Annotated in this window: 15 protein-coding genes; 11 read left to right on the plus strand and 4 right to left on the minus strand. The window is 64.3% G+C overall.

The window, feature by feature from the left end:
• Positions 1-48 precede the first annotated feature (48 nt).
• Positions 49-1,143, minus strand: a complete 1,095-nt coding sequence (locus HYR72_11040; protein MBI1815505.1) for a phospholipase — start codon at positions 1,141-1,143, stop codon at positions 49-51.
• A 122-nt stretch (positions 1,144-1,265) separates the two neighbouring features.
• Between HYR72_11040 and HYR72_11045 the strand changes: the two genes are divergently transcribed.
• The 3 genes from HYR72_11045 to HYR72_11055 all read left to right on the plus strand — a co-directional run bounded on the left by HYR72_11045 (position 1,266) and on the right by HYR72_11055 (position 3,402).
• A complete protein-coding gene (locus HYR72_11045) occupies positions 1,266-1,916 on the plus strand; it encodes a glutathione S-transferase family protein (GenBank protein ID MBI1815506.1) in 651 nt (216 codons plus the stop codon).
• A gap of 98 nt (positions 1,917-2,014) precedes the next feature.
• Positions 2,015-3,040, plus strand: a complete 1,026-nt coding sequence (locus tag HYR72_11050; protein MBI1815507.1) for a DUF1722 domain-containing protein — start codon at positions 2,015-2,017, stop codon at positions 3,038-3,040.
• Positions 3,037-3,402 (plus strand): hypothetical protein, encoded by a 366-nt coding sequence (locus HYR72_11055; GenBank protein MBI1815508.1) that lies wholly within the window; start codon positions 3,037-3,039, stop codon positions 3,400-3,402. The genes HYR72_11050 and HYR72_11055 overlap by 4 nt, the downstream gene beginning before the upstream one ends.
• Positions 3,403-3,601: 199 nt before the next feature.
• Here HYR72_11055 and HYR72_11060 read toward each other — a convergent pair whose 3' ends face one another.
• Positions 3,602-4,429, minus strand: a complete 828-nt coding sequence (locus HYR72_11060) for a hypothetical protein (protein ID MBI1815509.1) — start codon at positions 4,427-4,429, stop codon at positions 3,602-3,604.
• Between the two features lie 57 nt (positions 4,430-4,486).
• Between HYR72_11060 and HYR72_11065 the strand changes: the two genes are divergently transcribed.
• The 6 genes from HYR72_11065 (at position 4,487) to HYR72_11090 (ending at position 8,581) form a co-directional block, all read left to right on the plus strand.
• Positions 4,487-4,765 (plus strand): hypothetical protein, encoded by a 279-nt coding sequence (locus HYR72_11065; GenBank protein MBI1815510.1) that lies wholly within the window; start codon positions 4,487-4,489, stop codon positions 4,763-4,765.
• 256 nt (positions 4,766-5,021) lie between these two features.
• The gene (locus tag HYR72_11070; protein MBI1815511.1) at positions 5,022-5,216 is read left to right on the plus strand and encodes a hypothetical protein; all 195 of its coding nucleotides are present in this window, start codon (positions 5,022-5,024) and stop codon (positions 5,214-5,216) included.
• A gap of 12 nt (positions 5,217-5,228) precedes the next feature.
• Positions 5,229-5,660, plus strand: a complete 432-nt coding sequence (locus HYR72_11075) for a cytochrome c maturation protein CcmE (GenBank protein ID MBI1815512.1) — start codon at positions 5,229-5,231, stop codon at positions 5,658-5,660.
• A gap of 10 nt (positions 5,661-5,670) precedes the next feature.
• Positions 5,671-7,659, plus strand: coding sequence for a heme lyase CcmF/NrfE family subunit (locus tag HYR72_11080; GenBank protein ID MBI1815513.1), 1,989 nt, complete (start codon positions 5,671-5,673; stop codon positions 7,657-7,659).
• Positions 7,656-8,135 (plus strand): cytochrome c-type biogenesis protein CcmH, encoded by a 480-nt coding sequence (locus tag HYR72_11085; protein ID MBI1815514.1) that lies wholly within the window; start codon positions 7,656-7,658, stop codon positions 8,133-8,135. The genes HYR72_11080 and HYR72_11085 overlap by 4 nt, the downstream gene beginning before the upstream one ends.
• 26 nt (positions 8,136-8,161) lie before the next feature.
• Positions 8,162-8,581 carry a zinc-ribbon domain-containing protein gene (locus tag HYR72_11090; protein MBI1815515.1) on the plus strand — a complete coding sequence of 140 codons (420 nt, stop codon included), beginning with the start codon at positions 8,162-8,164 and terminating at the stop codon, positions 8,579-8,581.
• 197 nt (positions 8,582-8,778) lie between these two features.
• Here HYR72_11090 and HYR72_11095 read toward each other — a convergent pair whose 3' ends face one another.
• On the minus strand, positions 8,779-9,054 hold the full coding sequence (locus HYR72_11095) for a hypothetical protein (GenBank protein ID MBI1815516.1): 276 nt from the start codon (positions 9,052-9,054) through the stop codon (positions 8,779-8,781).
• Positions 9,055-9,176: 122 nt separating this feature from the next.
• Here HYR72_11095 and HYR72_11100 point away from each other — a divergent pair, with 122 nt between their 5' ends.
• Positions 9,177-10,196, plus strand: coding sequence for an NAD-dependent epimerase/dehydratase family protein (locus HYR72_11100; GenBank protein ID MBI1815517.1), 1,020 nt, complete (start codon positions 9,177-9,179; stop codon positions 10,194-10,196).
• Between the two features lie 46 nt (positions 10,197-10,242).
• A complete protein-coding gene (locus HYR72_11105; GenBank protein MBI1815518.1) occupies positions 10,243-11,445 on the plus strand; it encodes an MFS transporter in 1,203 nt (400 codons plus the stop codon).
• On the opposite strand, the gene HYR72_11110 is transcribed toward HYR72_11105, so the two are convergent.
• Positions 11,428-14,658: a fused MFS/spermidine synthase gene (locus tag HYR72_11110; protein MBI1815519.1), complete on the minus strand. Its 3,231-nt coding sequence runs from the start codon at positions 14,656-14,658 to the stop codon at positions 11,428-11,430. The two genes, HYR72_11105 and HYR72_11110, sit on opposite strands and share 18 nt — an antisense overlap.
• Positions 14,659-14,793 lie beyond the last annotated feature (135 nt).

The following is a 14,793-nucleotide window of genomic DNA, read 5'->3' on the forward strand; positions in this document are numbered from 1 at the left end:
CGTGCTTCGCAGTCTAGCGACGCGATCAGGGTGACACAATCAAGTTTCTCACCGTGGCGGCAGGGCCGCGAACCACTCGAGGATGCGTATGTTCTCCGAGCGTGGATAGGTGTGCGACAGCTCCGGGAGTTCACGATATTCGAGCGCCGCGCCGGCAAGGTTGAGTCGGTCGCGGGCGAGCCGCGCGAGCTGCACCGGAAACAGAAAGTCGAGCGCGCCGTGGACGAGGTATATCGGCACGCCGCGCGCGCGGTCGAGGTTGCCGATCGCTTCGTTGGCCGGGTGCAGCACCCCGCACAGCGGCGCCAGCGCGCGATAGATCTCGGGATGAGCGAGACCGTACAGCAACGCAAAGGTCGCACCATCCGACAATCCCGTGAGCAAGATGCGATCGATCGCCACGTGGTAACGCTGGCTGAGCCAGGCGAGAATTTCGAGCAGGCCTTGATCTTCGACATCGCCCCAGGTGTCGGTCACTGCCGAGGGAGCGACCAATAGATATCCCAAACTGCGCGCCTCGCGCACCCAGGTCCACAAGAAGTCGCGGCCGTTGCCGGAACCCCCGTGCAGCGCGACGATCAGCGGCCACGCCCGCTCGGGCGTGTAGTGTTCCGGCACGTAGAGGGCGAAGCCACCGTGATGCCCGCCGGCGGAGACGTGGATGACGCCGGTTGCCAGCGCGCCGTCGTCGCCGCGCTGCGCCGGCCGATCGTCGACCGTCACGCCGGGAAGCTGAAAGTAGTCGGCAAAGGGCGTCAACGCGCGCCGAAAGAAGTAGAACCCCTCCTGCGCCTGGGCGACTTCGTGCAGCGCACCCAAAATGTGCGCGATGCGCAGCGTCGGCTCCACGGTCGGAAAGCTGGTGAACAACTCGCACGCCCGTTCCGCGTGCTGCAACGCTTCATCGACACCGCGGGCGAACGCCACCAGTGGATCCGGTGGTGGCGCAGCCGTCAACGCGGCTCGCGCCGAGCGCAGCGCGGCACGATGCACGCGCTCGGTCTCCGCCGCTAATTTCGCGGAGCGCTGCGGCGCGAGTTGTTCGGCGACGGTTTCCATCCACACGAGAAAGTCACGCGCCACTCGGCTCGCGTCGAGCACCGCACCCAAGTAGCGCGCCTCGTCGTCGGGGATGTCGCTCATCAATCGGCACCGTAGCGCAGTGTCAGTTACCAGGCCACATGGCCGCGATCCGCCACGATCGTTCAATCGAAAGTCTTGCGACGGTCTTGCGCCGCGTCGTCACGCGCGGCAAATGCTGGCACATGAAACTCTACCGCTTCGAGTACAGTTGCTACGCACGCAAGGCACAGATGGTGCTCGACCTACTCGGGTTGCGCTACGACATCGTCGAGGTCCCGTTCGGCGATCGCACTGAGTTGGCGACGCTGACTCACGGGTACATCCAGGTGCCGGTGTTGGTCGACGATCGTGGCGAGGTTATCGTCGACTCGCGCGCGATTTGCGAGACGCTGCTACAGGGCGAGTACGCCGAGCGGCTGGTGCCTTCGCCGTGGCAGGGACCGATTTGGGCGTATGCTGATTGGTGTGACGGGCCGCTGGAAGACGTGCTCTTCCGCATCGCGTCGCCCGGCATCCGGCGCTGGCTCACGCGCACGGCCGATCGCGCCCTGCTCACCTTCATCAAGGAACGCAAGTTCGGCAAGGGCTGCGTGGACGATTGGGAACGCGGCGCGGCGGATCTGATCGCCCGCGCGCGCGCGTTGCTCGCACCAACGGCGCAGACGCTGCGCCAGCAGCCGTTCATCTTCGGCCCGCGCGCCACGCTCGCCGACGCCGCCCTCTACGGCCTCTGTGCGATGCTGCGCGGCGCCGACGCGACGATGCCCGGCGCGCTGGCGCCCGAGTTGGCTCCATGGATGAGTCGAGTGGAGGACGCGCGCCCGGCGAAGTAGCCGGCGCCCGGCTTCAATGGGAATTGAAACTCTCGTTCGTTGCTCACCGATCGACGCTCAGTTGCGCCGACGCCGCGGCGCGATACAGTGACGCTCAAATGCGTTCGCGGGCTGTTGTCTCTGCCACACCCGTCCGCATCGGCGTCTCGTCGTGTCTGCTCGGCAACGCGGTTCGCTACGACGGCGGACACAAGCGCGATGCGTGGCTGGTCGACACGCTCGGCCGCTACGTCGAGTGGGTGCCCGTGTGTCCCGAAGTCGAGATCGGACTCGGCACGCCGCGGCCGACGTTGCGGCTCGAAGGGCGCGGCGACCATCTCCGCTTGATGATGCCGAGCACCGGCGGCGACTATACCGATGCGATGCGGCAATACGCGCAGGCGCGTGTCGCCGCGCTGGCGCGGCGCAAGCTGTGCGGCTACGTGTTGAAGAAGAACTCACCCAGTTGCGGCATGCAACGGGTGAAGGTGTACGGTGCCAAGACGAAGCCGAGGCGAATTGGTCGCGGCCTGTTCGCCGACGCGCTCCTGGGCCGTCTTCCGAACCTTCCGGTCGAAGAGGAAGGGCGGCTTAACGATCCCACTATTCGTGGCCACTTCATCGCGCGAGTGTTCGCGTACCATCGGGTACGGACGCTGTTCGCGGCACGGTGGACGCCGCGCGATCTGATCGCGTTTCACTCGGCGCATCGCTTGCAGCTGATGGTCCATGCGCCGGCGCGTTACCGCGCACTCGACCAACTGGTCGCCAACGCGAAGACCCTTTCACGCACTCTCGTTCGCACACGCTATGAAGCCGACTTCATGCGCGCGCTCGCGGTGCGCGCGACCACCGCTCGGCACGCCAACATGTTGCGGCATCTGGTTGACCAGTTCGGTTCGGAGCTCAACCCGATCGCCCGGCGCACACTGCTCCGGGTGATCGATGACTACAGTCGAGCGTTGATCTCGCTGGTGGTACCGCTCACACTCATTCGCGACTACATCCGACAATTCGGGGTGACATCGCTGTCGGCACAGACGTACCTCGCCCCGCACCCGATCGAGTTGCTTCATGAAGTCGCGGGCGCGCCACAGACCGGAGACGCGCGAGGTCTTGCGAGAAAGGCGGGTTTCGAACCATGAAACCGAAGCGAGTACGGATCGCGGTTGAGCCACTGTCGCGGACGCACGCGCGCTGGAAGAAGGCCTTGCGAGGAAAGGCCGTCTCCAGCGGCGCGGTGGTCACCGTTGCAAGCTGGGAGGTGCTGGGCAAGGTGCTGGCGGCCCGGCGACTGGAGATCTTGGCCCGCATCCCGGCGTTGCGGCCGAAATCGATCGCCGCGCTGGCGCGCAGCCTCAAGCGTGACTTCAAGAACGTCTACGCCGACGTCATGTTTCTCGCGGATCTTGGCTTGATCGAGCTGAAGGCAGAGGGTGGCCGCAAGGCGCTCACGCCGATTGTTCGTTTCAGCGGTATCGAAGTCGACTTGGGCGCTTCAGCGTGACCGGCGGTTCCGTCGCCGCCACGCTTTCACTAATTCCAATTTCAATGGCTGACCCCGTTGGTGGAGGTGAGCAGATGCGGCCGGTCACCCATCGCCGCCTGACACGCGTGAACTCCTCCGCGGCTGGCTCATGGCACGGTGCGGGCCAGTCGCACTTCAGTCTTCAAGAGTTGGAAGTCGTTAACTCGCTGCCGAGCCGTCAGGTATCCCCTGGCGGCTCTTTCTTGATCTGAGAAAGATTCACCAGAGCCAAAATCTCCCCTGCCTTCACTTTCCCTGGAAGCAGCGGGACCCCCGGCCTCGTCTCTTGAGAGTAATCTATCTCCAGCCCCGGCTCGACGCGCGCCAACTCTTCCACCGCCCAGGCATCGAGCATCTCGAAAAGCGCGGGTGCGTACGAGAGAAAATGAGTGAATGGGATGTCGTATCGTCCCTTGCCAAAAGCCCGCAGCTGCCGCGCATCCGTGAACTCCATCACGATCTTGTCTTCAGCAAGGATAGGCAGCGGCGTTCCAAAATGCGTCAGTTCTGTACGGACGTCATAGAAGTGGGGCAACCATTCCCACCGCTCGAAACCAAAGCCAGCAAAACGCTTGCTCTGATCGCGGAATCCCTGAGGCAGGCCATCGTGCAGGAGCCGGTTGATGCGCGCCACCAGCTCCAGCGCCGTATAGATCGCATTGAGGTACGCCTCGAGTGAGCAGATCACCGCCTGCGTTGCGTCGTAATCCCGCACATATCGCTCATCGTAGACGTCCTCCACCGCGCCCGCGATCGCCTCCCTCAGTTGACGTTGATGGTGGCGAACGCCCGCGAGTTTATTTTCCAGCGCCAGGCAGAGACCGAAGGTTCGCTGCGGTCGACTTGGAATAGATTCTCCGGGTGTGACCTTCACCAGATGTTGCGCCAGGAACGTCAAGACGTGGATTGGCCTTAGATGCTTCAGCCTCCCCTCAGCGACCGTGAGCTGATGAACCACCAACCACACTTCCCCACCTCCATGTGCCGGCAATTTCACAACCTTCATGTTGGACACCATCGCACACCTTGACTATACATGATAGCGTCCCTAATCATGCTCAACATGACTAGAGTAACTGTTGACCAACAAGAGATCCGGTACCTGCAGGCGACTGACGACCAGTTGCATGAAGTCGCTGCTCGTAACCGCTGGCGGGTGAAGGTGGCCCTTCGGGACGGAACAACCATCACCGGCTACCTTGCGGGCGTCAACACCGGCCGGACGCAAGACCAGCAAGGGCAGTGGGGGTACTACGGCGAAGCCACGATCCAGCAGGACAAGATCAACGTCCCAAGAACAGTTGACCGACTCGACATCGAAAGCGTCGAGGATCCTGCATGACGCACGACCTTCCCGTGCCGCAGTAACTTGCCCGCACCGGCTTCGACCAAGTCCCGGCCCTGATTGCCCGCGCCGCGTCGCGCTTCGTCGAGTTCTTCACCGCGAACTTTCCTCAACCCGAGCACTCGGCGTGCGTACGGTCGGGCCATCCGCGACTTCCTTTGTTGGTGTAATAGGCATCGTGTCCGCGACCATACGCACAGCAGCCCGACCGTCGTTGCCACCGTGTGTCGGCGACTGCTATGGCGATGGTCCTGTGACCGTCGACGAACTGGTGAGGGGCGTAGAGATCGCACTTGGATTGCTCCCGCTTGACGAGTGCCCGTCATTCGACGCCGACATGAGCCGCACCGTCACCGTCGACGAGCTGGTGACGGCGGTGAACAACGCGCTAAACGGGTGTGCAGAGCATGCCTCCGCTCGTCTTGAAAGCGCGCGGCGATTCCATTAGCCTTTGCGCACAATGACACGGAAGAAGCGGTTTCTCATTGGGGCCGCGTTGCTCGTCGGATCAGTTGCCTATTTGGTGTACGCTGGCGTGCGCGAAAGCTCGGTCTACTACCTCACCATCGAAGAATTTCTGGTCAAGAAGGAATCGCTCACCGGCGAAGGGGTGCGAGTTGCCGGACGCGTGCGCGCCGGCAGCATCGATAAGAAGACCACGACCGCCGGCACTGACTTGCGGTTTGTCCTCGGCGATTTTCAGAAGGAGGGCGGCGTGCCGGTGCAGTACACCGGCATTCTGCCGGACATGTTTGGCGAAGGGCGCGATGTGATCGTGGAAGGCAAGTATACGCGCGACGGCGTGCTGCGGGCGCAGACGGTGATGACGAGTTGCCCGTCGAAATACGAAGCCGAAGCCGGCAAGCCGCCCGCCGAGCGCAGCGCGGGTTGAAAGGCGGCGGATGATGGAAATCGGTGCCCTCGCCCTCGCTCTCGGATTGGTCCTCGCCGTGTACGCGGTGCTGATGTCGCTGGTCGGCGGCCTGCAGCGCCGCCGCGATCTGATCGCCAGCGCCGAACACGCCGCCTTCGCGGTCTGGGGCGTGACCGTGATCGCGGTCGCCGCTCTCCTGCACGCGCTCGTCATTCACGATTTCAACCTCGAGTACGTCGCCAGCTACTCCAGCAGCACGCTGCCCTGGAATTACACGATCACCGCGCTGTGGGGCGGGCAAAAGGGGTCGTTGCTGTTCTGGCTGCTCATCCTGAGCTCGATCTCGTCGATCGTGTTGCTGCAGAATCGCGATCGCAACCGCGACATGATGCCATACGTCACCGCGGTGTTGATGACGATCTGTGTGTTCTTCCTCATGCTGCTCAACTTCATCACGCCGCCGTTTGAACGGCTCGCGTTCACGCCGCACGAAGGGCGCGACCTCAACCCGCTACTGCAGAACTACTGGATGCAAATCCATCCGCCTTCGCTCTACACCGGCTACGTGAGCTGCGCGGTGCCGTTCGCTTTCGCCATTGCTGCACTGGTGACCGGCAAGCTCGGCGACAACTGGATCCGCACCACGCGCCGCTGGACGTTGTTCGCTTGGTTCTTTCTGAGCCTCGGCAATCTCTTCGGCGCCGAGTGGGCGTATTTGGTGCTCGGCTGGGGCGGATACTGGGCGTGGGACCCGGTCGAGAACGCCGCCTTCATGCCGTGGCTCACCTGCACCGCGTTCCTGCACTCGGTCATGATCCAGGAAAAGAAGGACATGCTGAAGGTGTGGAACATGGTGCTGGTGATGCTCACCTTTCTCCTCACCATCTTCGGCACGTTCCTCACTCGCAGTGGCGTGATCTCCTCGGTGCACTCGTTCACGCAGTCGGGCCTCGGACCGTTCTTCATCGGCTTCCTCGCCTTCATGGGCGTGATCTCGGTGGCGTTGCTGATCTGGCGGTTGCCGCTGCTCAAGAGCGAGAACGAACTCGACTCGCTGGTGTCGCGCGAGTCGGCGTTCCTGTTCAACAACCTGGTGCTCGTTGGGATCGCCTTCGCGGTATTTTGGGGCACGGTCTTCCCGGTGATCTCCGAGTGGGTCCGCGGCGTGAAGATCACCGTCGGGCCGCCGTTCTTCAACAAGGTCAACGCGCCGCTGGGGTTGATGCTGTTGTTCCTCACTGGTGTCGGGCCGCTGATCGCGTGGCGCCGCGCGGGTTGGAAGAGCATTCAACGCAATCTCTTACCGCCAATGGCGTTCGGCTTGGCGTGTGGGTTGGGGCTGGTGATCAGCGGTATGCGGTCGTACTGGGCGCTGGTGTCGTTTTCGATCGTGGCGTTCGTCCTGACCGGCATCGTGATGGAGTACTACCGCGGCGTGCGCGCGCGCCAAGCCGTGATGGGCGAGAACGCCGCGGTGGCGCTGCTGCACCTGATCGCCAAGAACCGCCGCCGCTACGGCGGCTACATCATCCACATCGGGATCGTGATGATGTTCGCCGCCATCACCGGTACGTCGGTGTTCAAACAAGAGCAGCAAGTCACTCTCAGCCAAGGGCAGACGCTCTCGATCGGCGGCTACACGCTGCGCTATGACGGCATCGAACAGGAGTCGACGCCGCACATCGCGTACCTGCGCGCCAAGGTCGCCGTGATGGACGGGCCGAAGCTGCTCGAAGTGCTCAAGCCCGAGAAGCGCTTCTACAAGAAGCCCGAGCAACCGACGACTGAAGTCGCGATCCGCTCGACGCTCGGCGCCGATCTCTACTTGGTGCTGGGCAGCTTCGACGACGACACGAAACTCGTCACACTGTTGGCGTACATCAATCCGTTGGTCAGCTTCCTGTGGTACGGCGGGATCGTAATCGCGTTCGGCACCGGCATCGTCATTTTGCCCGGCGGCGCGCGTGAGCCGGCGTACGCCGCCGCCCAGCTCGCCAAACAGGCGGTCACAGAGTGATTGCCTTCGTGCGTGTGGCGCTGGTCGGCGTCAGTTTGTCGCTCGTCGGGCTGAGCGCGGGAGCTGGCCTAGCGGCGCCGTCGCTCCAAGACGTCGAGGAGTCGCTCACCTGCCAGTGCGGGTGCGGCCTCACCGTTCATAGCTGCAACCATCTCCAGTGCGGCTCGGCGTTGCCGCTGCGGGCGGAGATCCGCGAGCAGATCACTGCGGGGAACGACAAGCCGGCGATCCTGGCGCACTTCATTGAACGGTACGGCGAGAAGATTCTCTCCTCGCCGACGACCAGCGGTTTCAATCTGACCGCATGGGTGACGCCGTTCGTGCTGCTCTCGTTGGGCGGGGCGTTCGTCGTCATCACCATCGTGCGCTGGACCCGACACCGCCCCGCTGCCGCCGCCGCACAACCAGCAGCAGCCGCGCCACCCGACGCGTACCAAGAGATTCTGGAACGCGAGCTGAAGGACTTCGATCGCTAGCGCGCACCGCTCTCCGTCTCCCGCGTATGGATCTCCTGCTCGCCGTCCTGCTGACCACCGCGGTCGCCGTCTTCGTTGCCTGGCCGTTCTTCGGCCGCGCGCGCAGCGCGAGTGACGACGACGTGCAGCTCAGCCCGCTCGATCGGCAAAAGCGCGAGGCCTACGCCGCCATCAAGGAAGCCGAGTTCGATCATCAGATGGGTAAGCTGACCGACGCCGACTTCGCCGCCTTGCGCGAGCGCTACATGCTGCAGGCGCTCACGGCGATCACGAGCATCGAGAAGGCGCGGGCAAAGTCGCCGACAGCGATCGGCAAGGGCGCCCCCGGACACAAGCCAACGCGCTTCGCCTACTGCCCGGGGTGCGGGCGCCACATACCCAACCGCGCGAATTTCTGCCCCGGCTGCGGCTATGCGCTCAAGCCGCTCAAAGAAGCGGTCGCCTGAACGTTGCGGCTTTGCACAAGGAGGCCCTCGATACGATCGCTACGCGATCTACTCGGGCAAACGGTAGTGGTCTCCCCCCAAAAGAAAACAACCGCTTCCCCGAGTAGCGGCACTGAGTAGAAGCCGAAGGCTTCGTATCGAAGGGCTGCGTATCGAGGGGGCCACCTTGGGCAAAGCCGCGTGGCGGACTCGGCGACTCAGCCGCCGAGAGCGGCCTTCACCTTCTTCAACGCGTCGATGTTCTTCTGCAACCCACTGACGTGGTCCTGCATCTCGACGATCGCCGTCCCCAGTTGAGTTGCCGAGCCGAGCGTGCCGCCGGACTCGCCGGCCTGCTTGAGCGCTTCCTTGCCGAGATCGCCCAACTGCGCGTCGGCGCGCCGCTGCGTCACCGAGCCACACAAAAACCCAGCCGTGAAGATGCTCGCAACAACAACCGTGCGCAGAGCGCGTCGCATCATGGTACGTTCCATCCTATCCTCCTCTGTCGGACGAATGTGCCGAGCACAGTCGTCGAATGGTTTCCGTTACCACCGGCCGCATGCACCAAGCAATGATCTTCTGTGCATGGTAGGGAAGGAACGGGCGACTGCACATGCATATCTTGATCATCGGCGGCACGCGCTTCGTCGGCTATCAACTCGTGTGGCGGCTACTCGCCGCGGGACAGCGGGTCACCATCCTCAATCGCGGACGCACACCCGACCCATTCGGTAATCACGAGCGCGGCAATTCGATTGAACGGCTCGTTGCCGATCGCACGACGCCAGATTTCGCGCGGGTGTTGGCCGGCCGCCGCTTCGACGCCGTGGTTGATTTCGCCGCCTACACGGCCGCCGACGCGCGCGGCGCCGTAGCAGCATTGAACGGCCGCGTCGAGCACTATGTTTTCATCAGCAGCGGTCAGGTCTACCTCGTACGCGCGGGCTGTCCGTGGCCAGCACGCGAGGCTGACTACGACGGCGCGCTGATCCCCGACCCGACAAATGATGAGGAGGATCACGCCAACTGGGTCTACGGCGTCGAAAAACGCGCGGCCGAAGACGTGCTGGCCAACGCGTGGGCCAGCGCACGCTTCCCGGCGACGCGTCTGCGCATTCCCATGGTCAACGGCGAACGCGATCACTTTCGCCGCACCGAGAGCTATCTGTGGCGGCTGCTCGATGGTGGTCCGATCATTCTCCCCGACGGCGGCACGCGGCCGATGCGTCATGTCTACAGCGGCGCCGTGGTGCAGGCGATCGGTGCGTTGCTCGGCAACGCGGCGACGTTCGGCGAGGCGTACAACTTGTCCCAGGACGAGACCCCGACGTTGGCGGAGATGGTGAGCGTGCTGGCCGAACTACTGGGCGCACGAGCACGAGTCGTTGCCGTGCCTAGCGATGCGATCCGCGCCGCCGGCCTGACGCCGGCCGCGATCTCTCCGTTCAGCGATCCCTGGATGTCGCAGCTCGATGCGAGCAAAGCGAAGACGGCTCTGGGCTTTCAGCACGAGCCGTGGCGCAGCTACTTGGACAAGATCGTCGCCTGCTTCATCAATCATCCGCCAACAGCACCGCCGGAGAACTACGCGCAGCGCGAACAGGAGCGCGTTCTCGCCGCGCGCTGGTCGTGATCACGCGATTGTTCACGCGCGCATGGCCGGTGATCCGAGCGCGGACATGAATCTGCGGCGGAAGCTGTCTTGGGTGACGGTCTTCTACTTTGCCGAGGGCCTACCCTTCGGCATCGCCGTCGACAATCTCCCGGTCTACTTTCGCCTTCACGGCGTGTCGCTGACGGACATTGGACTGTTCAGCCTGCTGCGCTTGCCGTGGACGTTGAAGGTGCTGTGGGCGCCGCTGGTCGATCGCTACGGCGAGCGACGACACTGGATCGTGGGTGCGTTGCTGGTGATGGCGGCGCAGATGGCAACGCTGCCGTGGCTCGATCCGTCGGCGCCGGGGGTTTGGCTGTGGGCGCTGCTGCTGAGCTTCACGGCCGCCTCGGCGACGCAGGACATCGCGATCGACGCGTACACCATCGGCTTGCTGGCGCCGGGCGAGGAAGGCGTGGCCAACGGCGTCCGCGTCTCCGCGTATCGCGCCGCGCTGATTGCCGGCGGTGGCGCGCTGCTTCTACTCGCGCGTCCGTTCGGCTGGGCGGCGGTGTACTGGGCGGCGGCGCTGGCCTTCATCCTGTTGGCGGCGGTGGTGTGGCGGAGTCCGCCGCTCACTGTGCGCGGTGATACCGAAGCGCTGTGGCTGGCACCCCTGTGGACCTGGTTGCGGCGGCCGGGTGCGCCGGTGATTTTTCTTTTCGTCCTCACTTACAAGCTAGGCGATGTCAGCATGGGTCCGATGGTCAAGCCGTTTTGGGTCGACCGCGGTTTGAGTGCGGATGAGATCGCGCTGATTTCGACGACGCTCGGTGTGGGCGCCAGCGTGCTCGGCGCGCTCGCCGGCGGTGTGCTGACAACGCGCTGGGGGATTTTTCGCGGCCTGTGGTCGCTCGGCCTGTTGCAGGCGTTTTCCAATCTCGGCTACGCGGGGGTGGCCTATGCCGGCGCTGGCCGGCCGGCGATCTACGCCGCCTCGTTGTTCGAGAGCTTCACCGGCGGCCTCGGCACCGCCGCATTCCTCGCCTTTCTCATGCACGTCTGCGACAAGCGGCAAGCCGCCACCGAGTACGCGTTGCTGTCGGCGATCTTCGCCGCCAGCGGCTGGCTGGTGGGCAGCGTGAGTGGTGTGGGGGTAATGCGCTTCGGCTACGGCGACTACTTCTTGCTGACGTTCGCGCTATCGTTCCCCGCCTACGCCTTGCTGCCGTGGGTGAAGCGATGGGTGGACGACGCGCACAGTGATGCATCAGGACGCGTTGTCTAGTCCCTGCGCGAAGCCTTTCGGAACCTCTCGATCGAAAGTGTCGAGGTCGATCTGCGCTTGGCGGAGCAGCGGGCTGCCGCTGTCTTGGTAGCACTGCAGGCGGCCTTCCAGGAGAGCATGATCCCACGAAGGGTAGGGCTCGAAGGGCGCCAAACTCTCCGCACACAGTTTTCGGTCGCTGACCCGCTGGGCCACTGCGATGGCTGTTACGATCCGCAATTCGTCGGCCAGCAGCACAGCAAAGGGGATGCTCAGCGCGCGATACAGCCGCAGAGCGAGATCCTTGTCCGCTTCACTTAGATTCTCGGCGAGCGCCATCGCGTTGCTCAACACGGGCGCGTACACCCATGGATCGGAACGGGCGTGCTTGAAGAGCGTCTCCAACGCTTCGGTAGCTTCCACTTTACGTTCCTTGCGCCAGAGGAACCGGGCCATAATGGCCTCTGCGGTCGTCCCCTGCAGCGGCCGGAGCTTTTCGATGTATTTCAGCGCCGCCTCGTCGCCGGTGTCCGCAGCCGTCTCGGCCATCATGGCCAACTCGATTTTGGTCTCGGGCTCGCGCGGTTGCTGCTGCCACGCCGCCAGCGCGGCCGGGAGATTCCCGTCAGCATAGTCATTCAGTGCCTGAGCGCGCTGCAGTTGTTCGGCCGTCAGATTGGAAGGGACCACCGGCACCGACTCTTGGTTGGCGACGTATTCGCCCACCCGTTGATCGTCGACCCGCACCCAATCGACCTCGCCGTTTTTCACCGCGGGCCGCTCCGCGTGACGCGCGCGCGATAGGCTCCACAGCTCGTTGGAGTCGAAGAGTCCGAAGCGCCCGACGCTGCGCGCGAAGCCGTACTCCACCAGCATCTGATCGTCGGTATTGAGTCGCGAACCTTCTTGCTCGGCGATGGCCTGCGCGACATCATTGGACGCCACGAAGCGCGCTAGAAATCCCTCGAGACCACTGCCGCCGAACCCCGCCGAGAGGGCCGAGCGATACGGCTCTTCTTCGACGCGCGCCCGCAGGCGCGGCACGTCGTAGTCGATGGGTTTCAAGGCCGACACCAGCACTAGATCACCCTTCTGGGTTTCGTAGACCTCGACCACGGGGAAGACCGAGTGCAGTGTGGCCACAATCGTGCGGATGGTCTGACTATCGACTTCATACGCCTGCACCCACTGGAGAAACACCCCGGCGTCGGTGAGTCGCGCCGCCGCGGCCTCATAGAACTCGCGGGTAAATAAACTGGCGACACCGGCGCGATACGGATTCGAGGGCTCCGAGAAGATCACGTCGTAGCGCTCGCGAGTGGTGAGGAGCACTTCGCGCGCGTCGCCGATGAAGATGTGGACCTTGGGATTGTTGAGCACCTCGTGGTTGACTGGCGCACACCGGCGCGCCACTTCGCGAATCGCCGGCTCCAGCTCGACCACGTCGACCCGCTCCATGGTCCCGATCGCGCCGAGCCAGCCTGCGGTGCTGCCGGTCCCCAAGCCAACCACCAGCGCCCGAGTGGGATTCGGATGCAAAATGGCACCGATCATGCCGCCCATGACCTGGGTGGGTGCGTCACCCGTGGCGCTGCCGTCCGACTTCCCGTTCACAACAAACGCGATCGACGAGGTTCCATCGATTGCGACGGAACTCTCGACGCCGTCCGCTTCCCAGCGGATGGCGCGGCCGCGGCGGTTGGCCCAATCGCGCCGGCCGTTCACGTCCGCCTTGAGTTGGCCACGTCCTGCCCCGATCGCGCTGTGACGCCATACCGCGGTGGGACCAACGGCCGGCAACAACATCAGCGCACCAACGGCCACGGCAACCGATGGCAAGACACGCAGCCACCGCTCTTCTACGATCACCGAGACGATCAACGCGCTGAGCCCCAGCACCACCAGCACCACCACGACGAATCGCCACGCACCAGGCGCGCTCAGCGCGGTCATCAACCCAAAGCCACCGGCGAGCGACCCGACGATCGCACCGACCGTGTTCCATGCGTACGCCAGGCCGACGTGCCGCCCGATCTTGTCACCGCCCCGACCGAGCAGCGCGATCAGCAAAGGAAATTGCACGCCCGATACAAACGCGGCCGGCAGCACGACCACAATCGCGACTTGCGCCCAACCGAACGCCAACCCGTAGAACCCGAAGTTTTCGAGCGTGCGGAGCGCCAAACTGAAGAACGCGATGCGGTCGCCGAGCGCGTACGGGATGGCGATGAACGCCGCCTCCAACGTACACGTCAACGCAAACGCGCTGAGCGTGGCGGGCCGATCGCTGCGCGACAGTGCGTACCACCCACCACCGAGTCCAATGCCGAGCAGCGCGACGGCCAGAATCAGTCCGAAGGTGTAGGACGATCCCCCAAGCACCGGCGCGAGCATGCGGTACCACACCAGCTCCATCAACAAAAAAGCGAATCCAACCACCGCCGCGGCGACGAGCACGAACCACGCTGGCACCGGGCGTCCAGAACTCTGGACGGCTCCCGGCGGCAGATGGGCCGCGTCGCGCCGCGCTTGCCGCTGCTCCCTTCGTTTCGCAGGTGCCGCGGCCGGCGTCGGAGCGGCCGACACGACCGGCTCGTCGGCGATCCGCTGCGCCGGCAGCGATTGCGCGATCAGGCGCGCCGCCAGCGCGACCAGCAAATTGACGCCACAGGCGCTCCACAGCGTGAGCCGCGCGCCCCAATGCTCCATCATGAAGAACGTCGACAGGAGCGCGCCGGTAACGGCTCCGAGCGTGTTCAGTCCGTACAGCACCGCCAGATCGCGGCGGCCGACATCTTCGGCGGTTTCGACGGCGCGCGCAGCGGCCGGCAGCGTGCCGCCCATCAAGACGGTTGGGACCAGCAACACGAGCGTCGCCAGCAGCAAGCGCACAATCGTGGCGCCGACCATGCCCAGCGCGACCGAGCCGCCGAGCGCGGTGTACACTTGCCGCACCAGCCACACCAATGCCGGGGTCGCCGCCGATGAGAGCGCAATGAAAAATTCGAGTTGCGCATAGAACGCCAACGGCCGCGGATGGCGATCGACGCGCCGCCCCAGCAGCACGCCGCCAACACCGAGACCGCCCATGAAAATCGCCAGTACCGCCGCCGACGCCGCCGTCGACGCGCCGAACACTAGGCGCATCATCCGCAGCCAGCTCACTTGATAGATGAGGGCACATGTCCCCGAACCAAACAGCAGACAGGCCACGACTGAGACGCGAGCTTTCACTTTGCACTCCTAGGCCAACAGGCGACCGAACCGGAATGGCCGCTCGCATACACTGCGGCCCGAGCGACGTAAACCCCGCACCGCAGCTGCTCATCGCTTTTCCGCATGTCCGCCTTTCTGCATTGACAGTGCAAA

The organism is Deltaproteobacteria bacterium, assembly GCA_016178705.1.
GTDB lineage: Bacteria > Desulfobacterota > Binatia > HRBIN30 > JACQVA1 > JACOST01.

Bases quoted from the DNA above. Each gene is read 5' to 3' on its own strand.
- HYR72_11040 (MBI1815505.1), bottom strand. From the start codon at position 1,143: ATGAGCGACATCCCCGACGACGAGGCGCGCTACTTGGGTGCGGTGCTC.
- HYR72_11045 (MBI1815506.1), top strand. From the start codon at position 1,266: ATGAAACTCTACCGCTTCGAGTACAGTTGCTACGCACGCAAGGCACAG.
- HYR72_11050 (MBI1815507.1), top strand. From the start codon at position 2,015: ATGCGTTCGCGGGCTGTTGTCTCTGCCACACCCGTCCGCATCGGCGTC.
- HYR72_11055 (MBI1815508.1), top strand. From the start codon at position 3,037: ATGAAACCGAAGCGAGTACGGATCGCGGTTGAGCCACTGTCGCGGACG.
- HYR72_11060 (MBI1815509.1), bottom strand. From the start codon at position 4,429: ATGAAGGTTGTGAAATTGCCGGCACATGGAGGTGGGGAAGTGTGGTTG.
- HYR72_11065 (MBI1815510.1), top strand. From the start codon at position 4,487: ATGACTAGAGTAACTGTTGACCAACAAGAGATCCGGTACCTGCAGGCG.
- HYR72_11075 (MBI1815512.1), top strand. From the start codon at position 5,229: ATGACACGGAAGAAGCGGTTTCTCATTGGGGCCGCGTTGCTCGTCGGA.
- HYR72_11080 (MBI1815513.1), top strand. From the start codon at position 5,671: ATGATGGAAATCGGTGCCCTCGCCCTCGCTCTCGGATTGGTCCTCGCC.
- HYR72_11090 (MBI1815515.1), top strand. From the start codon at position 8,162: ATGGATCTCCTGCTCGCCGTCCTGCTGACCACCGCGGTCGCCGTCTTC.
- HYR72_11095 (MBI1815516.1), bottom strand. From the start codon at position 9,054: ATGGAACGTACCATGATGCGACGCGCTCTGCGCACGGTTGTTGTTGCG.
- HYR72_11100 (MBI1815517.1), top strand. From the start codon at position 9,177: ATGCATATCTTGATCATCGGCGGCACGCGCTTCGTCGGCTATCAACTC.
- HYR72_11105 (MBI1815518.1), top strand. From the start codon at position 10,243: ATGAATCTGCGGCGGAAGCTGTCTTGGGTGACGGTCTTCTACTTTGCC.